Here is an 18149-nt window from a genome sequence, read left to right as displayed (position 1 = left end):
GCGGTTCATTCACTAAAAGGGCAGAAACAAAGAGACTATGATATCCGAAATTACCCTCTGGCGTCGCGTTGTTGAAAGATTGTGGCATTGAGTTTGCCTTAAGTCATACCTGGATCTGAGATTGTTCTATAGTTAGAGGGGTTTTTTACATTAAGAACGACCATTTTCAGAAATGAAAACAAGAGGCTTATGCAATGTCGAAAGATGATAAAAAGAGCAATAATCACACTTCTCCCGTTCATGATGAGAAACAATCACAACCAGGTCTGGACTCTCTGGCGCCACAGGATGGTTCCCATCAACCGGACCCTAAACCTACGGCCCCTGGCGAGCAGCCAACCGCCCCGGGCAGTCTGAAAGCCCCCGACGTTGAGAGTGACAAACTGACGGCGCTGGAGACTTTCCGTAAGGACAGTGAAAATCAGGCGCTGACTACCAATCAGGGCGTGAAAATTTCTGACGATCAAAACTCACTGCGTGCCGGAAACCGTGGGCCAACGCTGCTGGAAGACTTTATCCTGCGCGAAAAAATCACCCATTTTGACCATGAGCGTATTCCTGAGCGTATCGTTCACGCCCGCGGTTCTGCGGCGCATGGGTACTTCCAGCCTTATAAAGATCTCAGTGATATCTCTAAAGCTGACTTTCTCAGCGATCCGCAAAAGAAAACGCCGGTATTTGTGCGTTTTTCAACCGTCCAGGGCGGCGCGGGATCGGCTGATACCGTGCGTGATATCCGTGGCTTCGCGACGAAATTTTACACTGAAGAAGGCATCTTCGATTTAGTGGGTAACAATACGCCGGTATTTTTTATTCAGGATGCGCATAAATTCCCGGATTTTGTCCATGCGGTAAAACCTGAGCCACACTGGGCGATCCCGCAGGGTGCCTCAGCCCATGATACCTTCTGGGATTACATCTCGCTGCAACCTGAAACCCTGCACAATGTTATCTGGGCGATGTCAGACCGTGGCCTGCCGCGCAGCCTGCGCACCATGGAAGGCTTTGGCATTCATACTTTCCGACTGATTAATGCCGAAGGTAAAGCCACATTTGTACGTTTTCACTGGAAACCGGTGGCCGGTAAAGCATCCATGGTCTGGGACGAATCACAAAAACTGATTGGTCGCGACCCTGACTTCCATCGCCGCGAGCTGTGGGAATCTATCGAGGCAGGTAATTACCCGGAATTCGAACTGGGCTTCCAGTTGATCCCGGAGGAAGACGAGTTTAAATTTGATTTCGATCTTCTCGACCCGACTAAACTGATCCCTGAAGAACTGGTCCCGGTACAGCTGGTCGGTAAAATGGTACTGAACCGTAACCCGGACAACTTCTTTGCCGAAAACGAGCAGGTCGCCTTTCATCCGGGTCATATTGTGCCGGGCATCGATTTTACTAACGATCCGCTACTTCAGGGGCGTTTATTCTCCTATACCGATACGCAGATCAGCCGCCTCGGTGGGCCAAACTTCCACGAAATCCCGATTAACCGCCCGACCTGCCCGTATCATAATTTCCAGCGTGACGGGATGCACCGCATGGATATTGATACCAATCCGGCGAACTACGAACCGAACTCAATTAACGATAACTGGCCGCGTGAGACGCCGCCTGCGGCTAAACGCGGCGGTTTTGAGAGTTATCAGGAGCGTGTTGACGGAAACAAAGTGCGTGAGCGCAGCCCGTCATTTAATGAGTACTACTCTCATCCGCGCCTGTTCTGGAACAGCCAGACGCCGTTTGAGCAACAGCATATCATTGATGCCTTTAGCTTTGAGCTAGGCAAAGTTGCCCGTCCGTATATCCGCGAGCGGGTGGTCGATCAACTGGTACGCATCGATCTTAAACTGGCACAGGCAGTTGCAGAAAATCTGGGGCTGACCCTGACGGATGAGCAACTTGCGGTTACGCCGCCTGCGGATGTTAACGGTCTGAAAAAAGATGCCTCCTTAAGCCTGTACGCCATCCCGGGCGGTAGCGTTAAGGGTCGCGTGGTAGGTGTGCTGCTAAACGACAAGGTAAAGGCGGCCGACCTGCTGACTCTGTTAAAAGGACTGAAAGCGGAAGGTATCCACGCCAAACTGCTTTATTCCCGCATGGGCGAGATCCAAGCCGACGATGGCTCAGCGATTAACATTATGGCGACCTTCGCCGGTGCGCCATCACTGACGGTAGATGCAGTCATTGTCCCTGGCGGCGATTTAAGCAGCTTGAAAGCCAGCGGAGATGCAAATTACTATCTGCTGGAAGCGTATAAGCACCTCAAGCCTATCGTTCTGGCAGGCGATGCTCGCCAGTTCAAGACGATCCTGAATGTGGATGCGCAGGGTGAAGAGGGAATTGTTGAAGCTGACGCTATTTCTGCGGCGACAGTAAAAGAACTTATTACTCTGCTCGCGGCGCATCGGGTCTGGTCCCGTAGCAGCAAAATCGCCACTATTCCGGCATAAGATACCTTCTGGTGCACAAAAAACCGCAGCGCGGATGCTGCGGTTTTATTTTTTTATAAATCGCTAAAATTTGCTGGCGTAAAGCCGCGTGCGGTAATCGCCGCTTTCAGCGTTGGCGCGGTCAGAACGGCAAATTCATCCAGCCGTGGCATACAGTATTGACTCTCCTGAAGTGCTTTATCGATAAAAGCCGGATGACACATCACTTCCAGCGAGGTATCACCGCGCGCTATAGCCCGATCCAGAATATCAATAAAAAACGTTTCGCTGACGTTCTGCGCATAGAAATCGCTGGCGAATCCCTCACTGCTGCGCTCATCACTGAGCGCCAGCCGGTGCTTTGCCACTACCTCACGATCAATACGTACTGGCAGTCCTTTTTCCAGGGCGAATTTCACCACTACCGGATAAATTTGTGGGATCAAGTGAACATGATGATGGCTATCAATATGGGTCGGAGCACGGCCAAAAACAGCTAAAAAGCGCTGATATTGACAGGCCAGCTCACGTTCAACTTCATGCAAATCCAGCGCGCCCTGCTCTGCCACTTCCCAGATCCATTTGCCGAGCATTCCGTCGCGGGTTAGCGATGGCATATTCGTCAGAGGGCGACCGAAGCTCAGAACGAAATGCATTCCTACTCCAAGTTCAGGACAGCGAGCGCTCAGCTCAGCGGCATGTTCCACCGCTGGAGCGTTCATCATGGCGGTGGTAGAGGTCACCACGCCATTACGCGCAGCCTCAATCACACCATAATTCACGCCTTTGCTTAGCCCAAAATCATCAGCATTAACGATTAACAGACGTTTCATGAGGTGCCTCCTGTGGTGCGTTAAGCGCGGCAATGGCCGTGGCGAATTGCGGAAGATGTTGCTGATGCGCCAGCAGCAACTCACGCACCAGTACTTCTGCATCATTATCGGAACGCATTAGCGGATTTACATTCAGTGCCAGCAGCGCGTCGTTGAATTCCCCACTAAGTGCCGCCTTACTGGCTGCGATCTCAAAGCATTTGATCGAATAAATCAGGCCCATGACTTTTTCATCGAAATGGGTAATACGCGGGTGCGGCGTTGCGCCGTCACTGCCAAGCAGGCAGGTCATCTCAACAGTCCAGTCCGACGGAATATTTTGCACGCTGCCCTGATGCGGAATATTGATGTAGTGCTCAGTGTGCTTATCATTGTAAATGGCGTTTATAACTTCACAGGCTGCATCTGAATAGTAGGCACCGCCACGCTGTTCCAGCTCCGTCGGTTTGGTGTCCAGGGAGGGGTCTTTATATAACTCGAAAAGCTTTTTTTCGAGCTGCTGTACCACCTGAGCGCGGGCACCGCCTTTATAAAACTCAGCCATTTCAATCGCTAACATCTCTTTATGTTTGAAATAGTACTGCAAATAAGAGCACGGCAGCAAATTGAGCGCCCGGATCAGTCCCTCATTAAACGGCAGGCCAAAGATATTTTTGACGGTTTTTGCCTTCAGGGTGCCGGATGCCACGCCGTCAATCAGCTCGGCAAAACGCGACTGGCCGTTCACCAGCACGTCTTTAATAAAGACCATGTGGTTAAGACCAAAGAGATCGACAGACAGATCGTCGCTTTCTTCCAGTTTTAGTACATCGCGGACAAACATTTTCATCCCGATGGGCACATTACAAACGCCAATAAAGCGTTTAAAATTGGTGTGGCGGTATACGGCTTCCGTAACCATCCCGGCCGGGTTGGTAAAGTTAATAATCCATGCCTGCGGGCAAATTTCTTCAACATCTTTAATGATGTCGAAAATAACCGGGATAGTACGCAGACCTTTAAATAAACCGCCGGCACCGTTGGTTTCCTGCCCCAGATAGCCGTGACTTAACGGGATACTTTCATCCTTTTCACGTGCTTTAAGCTGGCCAACGCGGAGTTGGGTTGTTACAAAGTCGGCACCCTGTAGCGCCTGACGACGATCCAGCGTCTTGAACACTTTCAGCGGCACACCGGCTTTTTCGACCATTCGTTGACACAGGGCATGAATAATATCGAGTTTCTCCTGCCCCTCTTCTACATCGACCAGCCATAGTTCGCTGACCGGTAATTCATCATAGCGTTTAATAAAACCTTCAAGTAATTCCGGGGTATAGCTGCTGCCACCACCAATGGTGACCACTTTTAACGTTTTCATATAAACTCCCGTCCAGTAAATGATTACTGTCGCTTAATTATTTCACGGAACCCATTATTCATGGATTGAAATTAATATAAAAATTCAGACGATGATTATTCGCTTTCAGAAAAGCGTTACGTTTACTGACTACAGTGTTGCTTACGATACGAGCCTGGCGTAAACGCGGTTAATTTCTTAAATGTTTTAATAAAAATACAGGGACTGCTGAATCCGGAATCATAAGCGATATCGGCTACCGAGAAATTAGTCGTTTCCAGCTGCTTCTTGCAGAAATTAATTCGGATCTCATTAATAATTTGCACTGGTGTTTTATTATAGTATTTCTGCGTAGAGCGCGTCAGATAAGCCTGGCTCTTGCCTGAAACCGTAATCATTTTCTCCAGCGCATTCTCACCAAACATGGCTTTATCATGCATTTCTTTTACCGTTCGCCTGAGCCATACGGGTATATCATCATCTTCTATTTGCTCTTTAAAATGCTGTAAGCGGTTGACGACATAAAAAGCCAGTAGCTTGTTAAACTCATCAAATTCATTATCGCAAAAGTCCAGCGAGGCGATCACCGATTCGATGTAGGTCAGAAATTGCTTCTGTATATGATATTTTTGTGACGCCACGAAGCAAAACGGCAACAGGTAAAGATAGTGCTCATCGAAGAACGAACGGCGGATCCCCATATTTAAAATACGCGTCATGCCAAAATCATAAAACGTCTGATGATGAGAGCCGACGGGAATAAAGACAAAATCACCTCTCTCCAGCAGTACACGTTTGCCGTTGATCTCCTGATAGCAGCTTCCGGTCAGGACAATGGTAAACTCGTAATAGTCGTGCTGATGTAATCCACTCACGCTCTCTACCTTATCAAATATGAACATATGAAAATCTTCATTGTTCATAAACTGGCTTGCGCGTACCGTTTTGATTTCCATCGCACTCTCCTGTTGCCCGGTCGTCATGGTAGCCTATTGCATTTTCTGATGTAGCTCAATCAGTTCGGCAATCAGCTCGCGTGCCAGCATGGAGGTCATCAGGTGATCCTGAGCATGTACCAGCACCAGGCTTACTTTCATTTTCCCCAGCCCCTGATCGCTTTCAATCAGTTGAGTCTGTACCCGATGCGCCTCATTGAGCGCCAGGCGCGATTGCGCCATCATCTCATGCGCGGCAACAAAATCGCCCTGCTTCGCTTTTTTAAGCGCTGCGTACGCCTGGCTACGCGCGGAACCAGAATTAATAATCAGCCCCATCACCACTTCTTCCAGTTCATCAGCTTCGGTATCAGTATCTACAATCTCTTCTACGTCAAACATACTCTTTTCCTTTACGTCAGGAGCGGGGGTATCCCGCTCCTCGTGGGATTAAAATGACAGTGCGTTTTTAATATCTTCTTCGCTTTCTTCTTCCTCGATCGCGGCCTGTGCTTTGTTGGAGATGATAACGAATGGCAGATAACACAGGGTGGCAACCCCAAGGTTGAATAACGCCAGAATAAGTGCGCCGATACTGCCGTTAGAGTTAAAGAACGCGCCGAGCCCAGGCGGCATAGTCCATGGGGCAAAGTTCGTTGAGGGTGGAATCAGATGCAGTGAATACGCTGCCAGCGTGATACCGGCCAGAATCGGTTGAATAAGGACAAAGGGGATTAACATCAGCGGGTTCATGATGATTGGCATGCCGAACAAAATCGGTTCGTTAATATTGAATAACCCTGATGGCAACGCCAGCTTCGCCACCTGACGGTGATCGGCACGACGTGAAGCGATAAAAATGGCGAAGATAAGACCCAGTGTGGCCCCCGTCCCCCCGAGGAAGATATAGGATTCAAGCATTGGCCCGGTCCAGAAATGGAAGGACTTACCGGCTGCAATAGCCGCTTCAACTGAACCAAACTGAGTGTAGGTCGCCATGTTTTCCATGCCCCACGGCCCCAGGATACCGCTGTTGAGCGCGGTCAGCGCCAGCCCACCGTGAACGCCAAAGAACCACAGCAGCGCGTTGAATATCACGTATACCCAGCCCACTACGCTCCCCATGGACGCCAGCGGTTTAGAGACGCCGTCCATAATGAGTTGATGGAAGTTGCTGCCGATAAGGGTCAGGCCCCAGGCAACAAAGCCCATAATGAGCAGAATAATAAAGCCTGGAATGAGTGCAGAAAAAGATCGGGAAACGGAGGCCGGCACGCTGTCCGGCAATTTAATCACCCAGTTGCGGCGGACAATAAAGGTGAACATTTCTGCTACCACCAGACCAATAATGATACCGGAGATAACGTTTTGTCCACCCAGCCAGTTAGCGCCAACGGCGTAGGCTTCCCCCACGCTAAACGGCGTGACGGTCATAAAGGCGGCTATAGACAGTAAGCCTGCCGCCAGCGGATCGACTTTTCGTTCTTCTGCCAGCGCCATACCAATAAAGAACGGTGTCATCAGTGACATAATACCCAGCGTACCGTTATAGACGCTGCCACCAATAACCTTAAATCCATCTAATGTGTGAATTGTCGATGCGTCAAGTCTTATACCCAATGAATAAAAAAACGATCCCTGTCCAAAACTTAAGAACACGTTATTAATTAGAACAAACATTGCACCGGCAAGCGTCAGCGGCATTAAACGAATAAAGCCATTCTTGATTGCATTAACATGGACTTGCTTGCCCAATTTCACAGCAAAGGGAAGGAGAACCCTTTCAAGTGAATCAATCGCTCTGCTCATAAATAGCATCCTGTAATGCCGCAATAAAATACTGCGGCGATGAAATGTGAAATTACTCTTTGACGGGAAAAATAAATAAAATTAATGCACTGCTGCTTTTTTAATTGCGGCAACGGCAGATTTTAACACACCCAATCCATCAACCTTGCCATACAAAATAGAGTCAATAACTTCAACAGGCTTACCAGGAACAGCTTTTTGAATATCCGCTAACATATAAGAAATTTGTGGGCCGAGTAAAATGGCATCTGCCTCAGGACCTTTATCTGCGGCCAGCGACTCGGGGAAGGCCTCTATTATCACCGGTACTTCATATTTTTCTGCCTGAGCACGCATTTTGGATACCAGCAGCGAAGTGGACATCCCTGCGGAACAAAACAAATAAATTCTTTTCTTCTCCATAAAACCCTCCATAATTTTACGAACAAACATTATGCGTCGAATTATTAATCTGATTCGCCATCACTGGCAATAGTAAATGATATTGCGGTGCCTGAACGAAGTATACGATTTTCGACAAGAGGATGATAATGCGTGAGACACATAAATTGTCTCCCATTGACCTGTGGCTTTGACAGCCCTCACATTTCGACCAAATAATTCGCGTCGTTAAAAAAGCCGGGGAGCCAAAATTTTAAGGAAATACTAAAAAGCAGAAACCGGCATGTGCGCCGGTTTCTGCTTTTGTCCTGGGCAGGAAGAGAGACTTACTGCTTTGGAGCCTGAGGATCGGTGTCGTATTCGGCACAGGTCTGGTAACCAGAGTTGAGCACGCGACCCGCATCATCCAGCGCCACAAAATAGGTTTCTGCTTTACCATCACGTTGACCCAGGATATAGGTCTGACAAGTACCACGAGCATGAACCATTGACACTTCAGAAGAAGGACGGCCGGCAATCTGCTGCACCTGCTGGCGTGTCATCCCTTTCTTAATATCTTTAACCACCGGCTGTGTGAATTGGTCTTTAGTACGATCGTAGGCGGTACAACCCGCCAACATGGTCAGTACTGCCGCTGCACTTAAAATTCCTGCTACATTCTTATTCATATTCCGTCCTCTTGTTTATCAGCGTGTTATAAGCCTGGAATAGATATCCGGATTTATCAACCTGACGGTGAAAATCTCCGGTCTTTCGGAAAAATCCTTAATAAACAGCGGATGAGGCCGAAAATGCATCAATTAGCTCACACTCGCCGCCCAGATGTTGTCGTTTTAGCGCTGAGGAGGTAGGTTTAAGGTATCGTCCAGAATTGTTGATGACCTGATTACATTTACTTACGGGGGTGACATGGCTCTGCAACAAGACATTATTCGTACGCTAGGCGTTAAACCACAAATTGATGCGCAGGAAGAGATTCGCCGCAGCATCGATTTTCTTAAGTCCTATCTAACGACCTATCCCTTTATTAAAACGCTGGTACTGGGGATCAGCGGCGGCCAGGATTCGACGCTTGCCGGAAAACTGAGTCAATTAGCCATCAGTGAACTGCGGGCAGAAGGCGGCGCTGACGATCTGCAATTTATCTCAGTCCGTCTGCCTTATGGCGTGCAGGCTGATGAACAGGATTGCCAGGATGCCATTGCTTTTATTCAGCCCGATCGCGTGCTGACGGTCAATATCAAAGGCGCAGTGCTGGCCAGCGAGCAGGCACTGCGTGAGGCAGGTATTGAATTGAGCGACTTTGTCCGCGGTAATGAAAAAGCTCGCGAACGCATGAAAGCACAATACAGTATCGCGGGAATGACTAAAGGTGTGGTGGTCGGTACTGACCATGCCGCAGAAGCACTGACCGGTTTTTTCACCAAGTATGGCGATGGCGGCACGGATATTAACCCGCTGTTTCGCCTGAATAAACGTCAGGGTAAACAGCTGCTGGCCCAGCTGGGCTGCCCGGAGCATCTGTATAAAAAACTGCCGACAGCCGACCTGGAAGATGACAGGCCATCGCTGCCAGATGAAGCCGCACTTGGCGTAACCTATGAAGATATTGATAATTATCTTGAGGGCAAAGCCGTCGATGAAGGGACATCACGCATTATTGAAGGCTGGTATCTGAAGACTGAACATAAGCGTCGCCCGCCAATCACCGTATTTGACGATTTCTGGAAAAAATAATCGCCGCCGGGTCATGATGTGACCCGGCCTTGCATTTTGCCTCTTTTTTCGCCAGGTTTATCTTGCTACACTGTATGTGTAAACAGTATCAGGAGTTAATGTGGCCAGGCGTCCTTCTGCCCCGCGTCTCAATTATGAGACATCGGCAATTTATGAGTATCCCGAACATTTACGCCCCTGGCTTGAGGCTCTGCCCAAACTGCCCGGGGTGTATTTTTTCCATGGTGAAAGCGAAGCAATGCCGCTTTATATAGGCAAAAGCATTAATATTCGCAGCCGCGTGCTGTCACATTTACGTACGCCTGCGGAAGCCGCCATGCTGCGCCAGTCCAGACGGATCACCTGGATCCGTACGGCGGGTGAAGTCGGTGCGCTGCTGCTGGAAGCGCAGCTGATCAAGGAGCAGCAGCCGCTATTCAATAAACGCCTGCGCCGCAATCGCCAGCTCTGCTCCCTGCTCATGGTGGACGGTAAACCGCAGGTCGTTTACGCCCGCGACGTTGACTTTTCTCACCAGCCCGGCCTGTACGGTCTTTTTGCCAACCGTCGTACCGCGCTGGGTGCGCTGCAAAGTATCGCCGATCAGCACAAGCTCTGTTATGGCCTGCTCGGTCTGGAGTCGGTTACGCGTGGACGCGCCTGCTTTCGTTCCGCTCTGGGCCGCTGTGCCGGCGCCTGCTGCGGCAAAGAAAGTAGTGAAGAGCATAATCAGCGGTTGCAGGAGGCGCTGGTGCGTCTGCAGGTCGTTTGCTGGCCGTGGCAAGGTCCGGTGGCGATGAAAGAAAGCGGCCCGGATATGACCCAGTATCATATTATTGATAACTGGCTATGGCTGGGGTCGGTTAACAGCCCCGACGAGGCGTCCTCACTGCTACGAACGCCTGCCGGGTTCGATCAGGACGGCTATAAAATTCTCTGCAAACCGCTGATCGCGGGTAATTATGACATCAGTGAGTTAGTGTCCCGGTAGCCAGGTTATTTCGCTAAACAAAAGCTGTCCTTCATTTTTTAGCAGCCGCAGCGTATGGCAACCCTCCTGCCAGTATGCGCCCTGCTCGGCGGTAAGCAGTTTGTCGCCGAGCTGCCAGGCTCCCGTCAGCACAAATACCACACCACCGCGTGAGCCGAAAGTAGTAAACGATCGATCGGCTACCCGCACTTTCGCCTGACAGCGGTCGCGGCGGGTGATCACGTTAAAATCCATCGACATGCGCCCTTGCGTAAGATGCGCGCGTACCGCCTGCTCGCCGGAAAAGCGAAACGGCTGAAACTGGCGCAGCGTATGACGAAATTCGCCTCCTGCATCCAGGGTCATCTCTCCGCCTTCAAGCAGCGTAATGACTCGCTCGGTGCCCGGGAAAACGGCAAATTCGCCATTGGCTGCAATTGAGGCGATACTCGCGCGCCAGTTGAAATCGCGGGTTGCGGGCGGAAAGCAACACAGTTCGCGCGTTTCACCGGCACCGTTGCGCCATAAATTAACCGGCATTTTGCGCATATCAAAATAATCCATCATCACTCCTGAAAGGCACCGTCGATTTGCCATTCCGCCGGGGATGCGCGGTGGCATATTGTTATCAGATCAGGGTCAATTATCGGCAGCAAAGCAGCTGGCCTTAGCAATACCTTATGGCGAAATGAAAAAAAAATGCCAATAAAATGAAGAAGGTCCGCTTTCAGGCGAAAAAATGTTGTGGTAACAGGCAGGATCCAGTCATAAAAAAACCGCCGGGCCTGCCCACCGCCCGTAAGGCTATGGACAAGACCGGCGGTCTTGAATGTTGTCGGCTGAATTATTCAGCTGGCGGGGTCATTTTACCGTCTTGCGCATGATGTTCTGTCAGACGCTTCTCAAAATTAGCATTAAATTGCTTCTTCTGTTCCGGGGTCAGAATGTTATAGATTTTGTTCTGAGCTTCCATTCGGGCCAGGATTTGTGATTTGTGCTGGGCCGCCATTTTGTCGATTTGCGCTTCAGCCTTCGCTTTGTCGAAGCTATCGCTGGCAATCAACGCATGGTTTGCCCGCAGCTCTTCAACCGGCGGACGCTTCATTTCGCTGCGCTGGGCTTTCATGATGTCGCGAACCTGCTGTTTCTGCGCATCGGTCAGATTCAAATCTTTAAACATCATATCGTGATGCGGTCCCATCGGACCTTTATGCTGCGGCGCAGTTTTCACTGCGGTCGGTGCTGCAGTGGTATCCGCCGCGTGGGCCAGATTAGCCGCACCAAAAGCCAGAGTAGAAGCAACAAACAAAGCAGTTAATTTACGCATGGTTTTATCCTTTCTTTCAGTTATTCTTTCGGCTGTTTGCCGTGTTGACGATATTAACTGTACGCGCTTTATCGTCAATAAATCAGTGTAAGAGTAAAGCATTGAAAGTGAAAAAAGCAATTTTTCATCAATTATGGAGGAAATATGAAAAAAAGATGGAGAACAATAACAAAAATAGTTAATTGACTGATTAAGAAGGCATTGTGCAGAAGTATAAATTAACGCAGATTAATAATAAAGCATTTTACCAGGATAAATCTGTATAACTCATGGCGGATGATTTCGGCCATGAATAATTAATTCATGGCCGGGTAAATTTTAATCGGGCGCAGGTATTCGTTGTAACATTAAACCCGCCCGTAATCCCGGTGCGACGTCAGGATTAGGGAATAAAACATACTCTTCAACGTCGCCAACGTGCCAGGCATATTCTCCCTCCTCCGCCAGAAGCGTACCGGGGGCAAAGGGAGTGAAATTCAGCGTTTGAGCCGACATGTGCAGTGTAAATCTGGCATCTTGACGGGTGATTTGCTGTACCACCTGATAGCACAGCGGCGGTGAACAATCCTGTTCCGCCATTTCCCCGCCGAGCAGTCGGGCCAGTGCCCGGCCAGTGGTGGCAAACAGCGAGAGATCGTTCTCACCAAACGGCAGCGCCTTACCCAGTTCAAGCGTGCACGCCTGTGCGGCAAAGTGTTCTGCACTGAAATGGGTGAAGGTGCCGCCCGGATGTTGGTGAAAGACCAGCGCTTCCAGACCTGCCGCCGCCAGCCACTGTAAAAAAGAGGTATCCCAGGGTGCGGCTCGTGCGGGCAGGACACCAAAGCGCAGATGATGTGAACCGCGGATTGCAGTATGCAAGTCCAGATGCCAGCATCGTGCCCGCTCATCCTCCTGAAAGAAACGACTGACCGTTTCTTCAAGCCGTACGGCGCGCACCGTTTCATCAGAGTGCGGAAACTGCTGCCAGCGGCCACCAAACATGCGATTAAGATCGGCTGCCAGATAGCGTTTACCCAGCCGCAGCGCGGCTGGATTACCAAGAATCACCAGCAGTCGCCAGCGCAGAGTAATCTCCCCGGCAAACAGCGCCTTCAGCAACTGATCCACTATTTCAACCGGCGCAGTTTCATTGCCGTGAATACCGGCAGAGAGTACCAGCGCCTGCGATACCGGGAGATGCGGCGTTAACTCGACGATCCCCTCCCCCAGCCAGCGCCAGTGAAAATGCGGCGTTTCGCCCCGTGTTGCCAGCGGTGGCGCATCAGCCAGCGTTGCTGCCAAAAGATGCTTCATATCGACCTCGTTTACTGCTGGAAAGGATAGACCGAGCCGAGATGCAGAATGCGGGTCAGAGCATCAAGCGCCTCCCGCCCTTCACGCAGCAACTGGGGATCGGCCAGATCTGCCTGCACTAAACGATCGCGGTAGTAGCGGTCTACCCAGTGATTAAGCGTGTCAAAAAGTGCGTCATTCATCATTACCGCCGGATTCACCTGTTGTTGCTCCTCTTGCGTCAATACTACCCGCAAACGCAAACAGGCCGGGCCGCCGCCGTTAGCCATGCTTTCACGCAGATCAAATACCTTAAGTTCACCGATCGGGTTGTCTTCTGCCAGCAGCCGATTCAGATAGCGCCAGACGCGCGGATGGTGCCGGGCTTCAGAGGGCAGGACCAGCATCATCGATCCGTCGGCTTTGCTCAGAAGCTGACTGTTGAAAAGATACGTTGCTACCGCCTCATCAACGCTCACATCACTGGCAGCGACCTGAAGCGGCGTAAACCCGTCTATTTTTTGCTGTAGTGTCGTCATAAGCGCAGGTTGATCGACAAATGCCTGTTCATGGCAGAAAAGAACCTGACGATTGCTGACGGCAATAACATCATTATGGAAAACGCCGCTATCGATCACCTGCGGATTTTGCCGGGCAAAGATCGCTTGCTGAGGATTAACCTGATTCAGCCGGGCGACGGCCTGACTGGCTTCCAGCGTCTGTCGCGCCGGATAGCGTTCCGGGCGAGCGACACCGCCCTCTTCACGACCATAGACAAAAAGCTGAATACCCGCCTTCCCGTAGTCGCCCCCGAGACGATTATGGTTGGCTGCACCTTCATCGCCGAACAGCGCCACCTGCGGCAGGGCCGCATGAATGGCGAATCGGGACGTATCGGGAAAAATAGCGCGCAGCAGCGCCCCGGTGGTCGGCGCTTCACTGGCACGATGAAATTTATTGTTCAGATTAGCGACGGTCAGATGAACTTTGCCATCAAGCGCATCGGCTGAGGGACATACGGTCGCCGCGTTAGCCACCCACATTGACGACGCGGAACTGACAGAAGACAGAAGTCCCGGAGCCTGAGACGCCACGGCTTGCAGGATCTGCTCGTCACTACCGCTAAACCCCAGCTGTCGTAGCAGCGGAATATTCGGCCTCTCCTGCGGCGGGATCACTGCCTGCATAAACCCGGCATCTGCCAGGGCTTTCATTTTTAACAGTCCCTGCTTCGCCGCCAGCTTAGGGTTGGAAAGCTGGAGACGATGTTTCGTTGAGGCCTGATTGCCAAAAGAAAGACCGGCGTAGTGGTGCGTTGGCCCCACCAGTCCGTCAAAATTGACTTCACGGGCGCTCATGATTGCACCCCGCCATCAAAATGCAGCCCCGGACTCAGGGTGGCAGGCATCGCTGGCGCAGGTGACTCAAGGCTTGCCATTGGCCACGCACAGTAATCTGCGGCATACCACGCCCCGGGGCGATGATTACCGGAGGCTCCGACGCCGCCAAACGGTGCGGTGCTGGCAGCCCCGGTCAGCGGTTTATTCCAGTTAACGATCCCGGCCCGGGCTTCCAGCACAAGCTGCCCGAATTTCTGCCGTTCAGAAGAGATTAGCCCGCAGGCCAGGCCGTAGCGGGTAGCATTCGCCATGCGGATGGCCTCATCAAAATCGTCATATCGCCAGACGCACAATAAGGGACCGAAGACTTCTTCGTCCGGAATATCGCGCGCGCCGGTAACATCGATGATCCCCGGCGTCAGCAGCGATGTGCCAGGCTGCAACAGACGAGGTTCCAGCAGCGTCACGCCGCCTTTTTCGACATGCTGACGCCATGCCAGCAGCACGTTTTGTGCTGCCTGTTCAGAGATTAGTCCCCCCATAAAAGGCTGAGGCTGTGCATTCCACATGCCTGGCGTGAGGCGCCCGGCGATCTCAAGCAGCCTGGAGAGGAAACGATCGCCCTGCTCACCGCGCCTGACCAGCAGACGGCGGGCGCAGGTACAGCGCTGCCCGGCGGTGATAAACGCTGACTGAACGGTCAGATGTACCGCCGCGTCGATATCCACCGGATCATCAACAATGAGCGGATTGTTACCGCCCATCTCAAGAGCAAGGATTTTTTGCGGCTGTCCGGCCAGTTGATGATGCAGTTGCGCGCCGGTGGCTGAACTACCGGTAAATAGCAGGCCGTCAATCACTGCAAGCTGGCTTAAGGCCATGCCGGTTTCCCGCCCGCCCTGCACCAGATTAATGACGCCAGGCGGTATACCCGCCGCCTCCCACAGTTTAACCACCGCCTCGCCGCTGCCCGGAGTCAGTTCACTGGGTTTGAAAATTAGCGTATTGCCTGCCAGCAGCGCCGGAACAATATGCCCGTTAGGCAAATGTCCGGGGAAATTATAGGGGCCAAAAACCGCCAGCACACCGTGCGGTCGATGGCGGAGTGTCGCTTCACCGTCTGCTAATTCGCTGCGCTGCTCGCCGGTGCGGGCGTGATACGATTTTATTGAGATGGCGATTTTGTTGATCATCGCCGCCACCTCGGTCGCAGCTTCCCAGCGGGGTTTGCCGGTTTCAAGAGCAATGGTATCGGTCAGCGACGCCTTGTGGCTTTCCAGCAGGGATGCAAATTTTTCAACTATCTCCTGGCGAACACTCAAAGGATGTCGCGCCCAGCCTGGAAATGCCGCTCGCGCCGCCTCTCCCGCCAGTCGAACCTGTTCAGCATCGGCATCGTAACCGTGCCATACCACCTCATCCGATACCGGATTGGTCTTAACGCGTCTTTCTCCGCGACCGGTTTCCCAGCTGCCATTAATCCACTGGCTCATGATTTTTTCTCCTCAGCGCACAGACGTACCAGTCGTACCCGATCGCCGGCATGGCATTTAAGGGCATCCATTTGGGCTGCGGTCAGGATCAGCCGCTCACACTGCGGATCGGCGGCAATTAACATGGCGCGGAACTGGTGATATTGCTCATTGGCGACCAGACAGAGCGGAAATTCCCCTGCCGCAGGCTGACCTTCCGACACCTCGACCAGCCGACTTTTGCGAATGGCGCGCACGCGGTCGATATCACATTCCAGGGTCGGGCCACCGTCAAAAATATCGATATAATCCCGATAGCGAAATCCCTCTTTTTCCAGCACCGCGCGGGCGGGCGCCGTCTGAGGATGAACCTCACCAATTACCGCTCGTGCTTCAGGCGGCAGGAAATCGGTATAAATAGGATGTTTGGGCATCAGTTCGGCGATAAAGGCTTTTTGCCCGGTGCCGCACAGGTAATCGGCACGGGAGAATGCCATGGAGAAAAAGCGCTTGCCGAGGGCCTCCCAGAAAGGTGAATAGCCGCTCTCGTCAATCACGCCGCGCATTTCTGCCACCACTTTGTCGTTAAAGCGATCGCGAAATGCTGCCATAAACAGAAAACGCGATTTTGAGAGCAGGTAGCCATTGCTGCCGTTGCGCCAGGCGGGGTCGAGAAACAGGGTACATAACTCGCTGCTGCCGGTGTGATCGTTACTGAGGAACAGGGTGGGTAGCGCATTATAGACGTTCAGCTCTTTTGAGGCGTGAACCAGCGTCCCGACGCGGTAGTTGTACCATGGATCGTTTAACCCAACCGCCACCTCAATGGCGCAAATCCCGGCGACTGTGCCGCTGTCGGTGTCTTCCAGCACAAAAACATAACCCTGGTCGCCACGGTCAATGTTGTCTTGCCAGGTATTGAGAGAACGTTCAACCCGCGCCGAGAGCGTAGCTTCATCGGCTGGGAGCGACGTCAGCCCGCCGCCGGTTTGCCCGGCAAGCGCCACCAGCGCCGATAAATCGTCGTGGGTGACCGGACGAATGATCATCATGATGAACCTCCTGAGACGAAGCGTTCACAGGCGCGGGCAAAGCGGTCGAGACCGGCGGTCATTTCTGCCTCGCTGATAATCAGCGCGGGAGCAAAACGGATAACCTGACTCCCGGCAATTAACACCATCACGCCTTCTTCTGCTGCCAGGATGCTGAGCTCTTTAGCCCGTCCGGCGTAGCGCGGATCGAGCACGCAGCCAATCAATAAACCCAGGCCCCGGATCTCGTTAAACAGGCCGGTTTGCTGGCTGATGGCCTGCAAGCGTTCACAGAACCACTGGTGCCGCTGTTTGACACCGGTTAACACCTCCTGACGATTAATCAGATCCAGGACTTCACCGGCTACCGCGCTTGCCAGCGGATTGCCGCCGTAGGTGGTGCCGTGGGTGCCAACCGTCATGACGCTGGCACAGGCCTCAGTCGCCAGCAGCGCCCCGATCGGAAAGCCACCACCCAACGCTTTGGCGGTGGTCAGTAAATCCGGGGTTACGCCGTAGTGCATATAGGCATACAGCTCACCCGTCCGCCCAACGCCTGACTGCACTTCATCAAAAATCAGCAGCGCCTGATGGCGATCGCACAGATCCCGCAGGCCGCGTAAGAAAGCCGGTTCGGCAGGCACCACGCCGCCCTCACCCTGAATAGGCTCGACAATGACCGCGCAGGTGTCGTCGTTGATCAGCGCACGCGCGGATTGCAAGTCATTGAAGACTGCGTGGCGGATATCCGGCGGCAATGGGGCAAAGTCGCGTGAGTAGGCGGGTTGACCGCCGGCAGAAACGGTAAACAGGGTGCGGCCGTGAAAAGCGTTATTAAACGCCACGATGCCGCTTTTGTGGGGACCACTGCGATCGTGAGCATATTTGCGCGCCAGCTTAAGTGCTGCTTCGTTCGCTTCCGCGCCGGAGTTACAGAAAAAAACCCGGTCGGCAAAGGTGGCATCGATCAGTCGTTTTGCCAGTCTCAGCACAGGCTCATTAGTATATCCGTTGCCGGTATGCCAGAACTTATCCGCCTGCGCCTTCAGCGCACGGTTCAGACCCGGATGCGCATGTCCCAGCGCGTTAACCGCAATGCCGCCGGCAAAGTCGATATATTCTTTGCCCTGCTGATCCCACAAACGAGATCCTTCCCCGCGTACCGGAATAAACGAGGCCGGAGCGTACACAGGCATCATCCATTCATCGAAATTATTCCGCGTTATTGACTGCGACATAGCGACCTCTTCAGGTTAATAATAAGTTTATTAAATGTTAAATTTAATGATCAT

General features: G+C 52.1%; 17 protein-coding genes. 3 read left to right on the top strand and 14 right to left on the bottom strand.

The genetic code is table 11. The features are described from left to right. Nucleotides 1-194: 194 nt before the first annotated feature. Entirely contained in the window at nt 195-2453 is a 2259-nt protein-coding gene (gene katE / locus AC791_RS10900) for a catalase HPII (protein ID WP_049840461.1), read from the top strand. Nucleotides 2454-2506: 53 nt separating this feature from the next. Here the strand turns inward: katE and chbG are convergent, their stop codons facing one another. The 7 genes from chbG to osmE all read right to left on the bottom strand — a co-directional run bounded on the left by chbG (nt 2507) and on the right by osmE (nt 8394). Then, nucleotides 2507-3265 carry a chitin disaccharide deacetylase gene (chbG, locus tag AC791_RS10895; RefSeq protein ID WP_049840460.1) on the bottom strand — a complete coding sequence of 253 codons (759 nt, stop codon included), beginning with the start codon at nt 3263-3265 and terminating at the stop codon, nt 2507-2509. Next, nucleotides 3243-4622 (bottom strand): 6-phospho-beta-glucosidase, encoded by a 1380-nt coding sequence (locus AC791_RS10890; RefSeq protein ID WP_049840459.1) that lies wholly within the window; start codon nt 4620-4622, stop codon nt 3243-3245. Before AC791_RS10890 ends, chbG begins: the two co-directional genes overlap by 23 nt. Nucleotides 4623-4744: 122 nt before the next feature. Next, a complete protein-coding gene (gene chbR / locus AC791_RS10885) occupies nt 4745-5557 on the bottom strand; it encodes a transcriptional regulator ChbR (RefSeq protein WP_049840458.1) in 813 nt (270 codons plus the stop codon). A 33-nt stretch (nt 5558-5590) separates the two neighbouring features. Next, nucleotides 5591-5938 (bottom strand): PTS N,N'-diacetylchitobiose transporter subunit IIA, encoded by a 348-nt coding sequence (gene chbA, locus AC791_RS10880; RefSeq protein WP_049840457.1) that lies wholly within the window; start codon nt 5936-5938, stop codon nt 5591-5593. A 48-nt stretch (nt 5939-5986) separates the two neighbouring features. Beyond that, nucleotides 5987-7345 carry a PTS N,N'-diacetylchitobiose transporter subunit IIC gene (gene chbC, locus AC791_RS10875; RefSeq protein WP_049840456.1) on the bottom strand — a complete coding sequence of 453 codons (1359 nt, stop codon included), beginning with the start codon at nt 7343-7345 and terminating at the stop codon, nt 5987-5989. An 81-nt stretch (nt 7346-7426) separates the two neighbouring features. After that, nucleotides 7427-7747, bottom strand: coding sequence for a PTS sugar transporter subunit IIB (locus AC791_RS10870; RefSeq protein ID WP_049840455.1), 321 nt, complete (start codon nt 7745-7747; stop codon nt 7427-7429). A 305-nt stretch (nt 7748-8052) separates the two neighbouring features. Continuing rightward, entirely contained in the window at nt 8053-8394 is a 342-nt protein-coding gene (gene osmE, locus AC791_RS10865; protein ID WP_049840454.1) for an osmotically-inducible lipoprotein OsmE, read from the bottom strand. 241 nt (nt 8395-8635) lie between these two features. Here osmE and nadE point away from each other — a divergent pair, with 241 nt between their 5' ends. Both nadE and cho read left to right on the top strand, forming a co-directional pair. Further along, nucleotides 8636-9463: an ammonia-dependent NAD(+) synthetase gene (gene nadE / locus AC791_RS10860; protein ID WP_049840453.1), complete on the top strand. Its 828-nt coding sequence runs from the start codon at nt 8636-8638 to the stop codon at nt 9461-9463. A gap of 100 nt (nt 9464-9563) precedes the next feature. Next, complete coding sequence (gene cho / locus AC791_RS10855; RefSeq protein ID WP_049840452.1) at nt 9564-10433, top strand: excinuclease Cho; 870 nt, start codon at nt 9564-9566, stop codon at nt 10431-10433. Here the strand turns inward: cho and ves are convergent. The 7 genes from ves to AC791_RS10820 all read right to left on the bottom strand — a co-directional run bounded on the left by ves (nt 10419) and on the right by AC791_RS10820 (nt 18095). Next, complete coding sequence (gene ves / locus AC791_RS10850; protein ID WP_049840451.1) at nt 10419-10976, bottom strand: environmental stress-induced protein Ves; 558 nt, start codon at nt 10974-10976, stop codon at nt 10419-10421. The two genes, cho and ves, sit on opposite strands and share 15 nt — an antisense overlap. 280 nt (nt 10977-11256) lie before the next feature. Beyond that, a complete protein-coding gene (gene spy, locus AC791_RS10845) occupies nt 11257-11739 on the bottom strand; it encodes an ATP-independent periplasmic protein-refolding chaperone Spy (protein ID WP_049840450.1) in 483 nt (160 codons plus the stop codon). 318 nt (nt 11740-12057) lie between these two features. Then, nucleotides 12058-13035 carry a succinylglutamate desuccinylase gene (gene astE, locus AC791_RS10840; protein WP_049840449.1) on the bottom strand — a complete coding sequence of 326 codons (978 nt, stop codon included), beginning with the start codon at nt 13033-13035 and terminating at the stop codon, nt 12058-12060. Nucleotides 13036-13046: 11 nt separating this feature from the next. Then, nucleotides 13047-14372, bottom strand: coding sequence for an N-succinylarginine dihydrolase (astB, locus tag AC791_RS10835; protein ID WP_049840448.1), 1326 nt, complete (start codon nt 14370-14372; stop codon nt 13047-13049). Then, on the bottom strand, nt 14369-15847 hold the full coding sequence (gene astD / locus AC791_RS10830; protein WP_049840447.1) for a succinylglutamate-semialdehyde dehydrogenase: 1479 nt from the start codon (nt 15845-15847) through the stop codon (nt 14369-14371). The genes astB and astD overlap by 4 nt, the downstream gene beginning before the upstream one ends. Beyond that, nucleotides 15844-16878 (bottom strand): arginine N-succinyltransferase, encoded by a 1035-nt coding sequence (gene astA, locus AC791_RS10825; RefSeq protein WP_049840446.1) that lies wholly within the window; start codon nt 16876-16878, stop codon nt 15844-15846. The genes astD and astA overlap by 4 nt, the downstream gene beginning before the upstream one ends. Continuing rightward, nucleotides 16875-18095, bottom strand: a complete 1221-nt coding sequence (locus tag AC791_RS10820) for an aspartate aminotransferase family protein (RefSeq protein WP_049840445.1) — start codon at nt 18093-18095, stop codon at nt 16875-16877. The genes astA and AC791_RS10820 overlap by 4 nt, the downstream gene beginning before the upstream one ends. Nucleotides 18096-18149 lie beyond the last annotated feature (54 nt).

This window comes from Klebsiella sp. RIT-PI-d (assembly GCF_001187865.1).
Lineage (GTDB): Bacteria > Pseudomonadota > Gammaproteobacteria > Enterobacterales > Enterobacteriaceae > Superficieibacter.
The sequence above is the reverse complement of the archived record's forward strand: the minus strand, read 5'-3'. Positions and strand labels throughout refer to the sequence as shown.

Bases quoted from the DNA above. Each gene is read 5' to 3' on its own strand.
- chbA (WP_049840457.1), bottom strand. From the start codon at position 5,938: ATGTTTGACGTAGAAGAGATTGTAGATACTGATACCGAAGCTGATGAA.
- astD (WP_049840447.1), bottom strand. From the start codon at position 15,847: ATGAGCCAGTGGATTAATGGCAGCTGGGAAACCGGTCGCGGAGAAAGA.
- chbG (WP_049840460.1), bottom strand. From the start codon at position 3,265: ATGAAACGTCTGTTAATCGTTAATGCTGATGATTTTGGGCTAAGCAAA.
- astE (WP_049840449.1), bottom strand. From the start codon at position 13,035: ATGAAGCATCTTTTGGCAGCAACGCTGGCTGATGCGCCACCGCTGGCA.
- osmE (WP_049840454.1), bottom strand. From the start codon at position 8,394: ATGAATAAGAATGTAGCAGGAATTTTAAGTGCAGCGGCAGTACTGACC.
- astA (WP_049840446.1), bottom strand. From the start codon at position 16,878: ATGATGATCATTCGTCCGGTCACCCACGACGATTTATCGGCGCTGGTG.
- chbR (WP_049840458.1), bottom strand. From the start codon at position 5,557: ATGGAAATCAAAACGGTACGCGCAAGCCAGTTTATGAACAATGAAGAT.
- katE (WP_049840461.1), top strand. From the start codon at position 195: ATGTCGAAAGATGATAAAAAGAGCAATAATCACACTTCTCCCGTTCAT.
- astB (WP_049840448.1), bottom strand. From the start codon at position 14,372: ATGAGCGCCCGTGAAGTCAATTTTGACGGACTGGTGGGGCCAACGCAC.
- ves (WP_049840451.1), bottom strand. From the start codon at position 10,976: ATGGATTATTTTGATATGCGCAAAATGCCGGTTAATTTATGGCGCAAC.
- AC791_RS10870 (WP_049840455.1), bottom strand. From the start codon at position 7,747: ATGGAGAAGAAAAGAATTTATTTGTTTTGTTCCGCAGGGATGTCCACT.
- nadE (WP_049840453.1), top strand. From the start codon at position 8,636: ATGGCTCTGCAACAAGACATTATTCGTACGCTAGGCGTTAAACCACAA.
- spy (WP_049840450.1), bottom strand. From the start codon at position 11,739: ATGCGTAAATTAACTGCTTTGTTTGTTGCTTCTACTCTGGCTTTTGGT.
- chbC (WP_049840456.1), bottom strand. From the start codon at position 7,345: ATGAGCAGAGCGATTGATTCACTTGAAAGGGTTCTCCTTCCCTTTGCT.
- AC791_RS10820 (WP_049840445.1), bottom strand. From the start codon at position 18,095: ATGTCGCAGTCAATAACGCGGAATAATTTCGATGAATGGATGATGCCT.
- AC791_RS10890 (WP_049840459.1), bottom strand. From the start codon at position 4,622: ATGAAAACGTTAAAAGTGGTCACCATTGGTGGTGGCAGCAGCTATACC.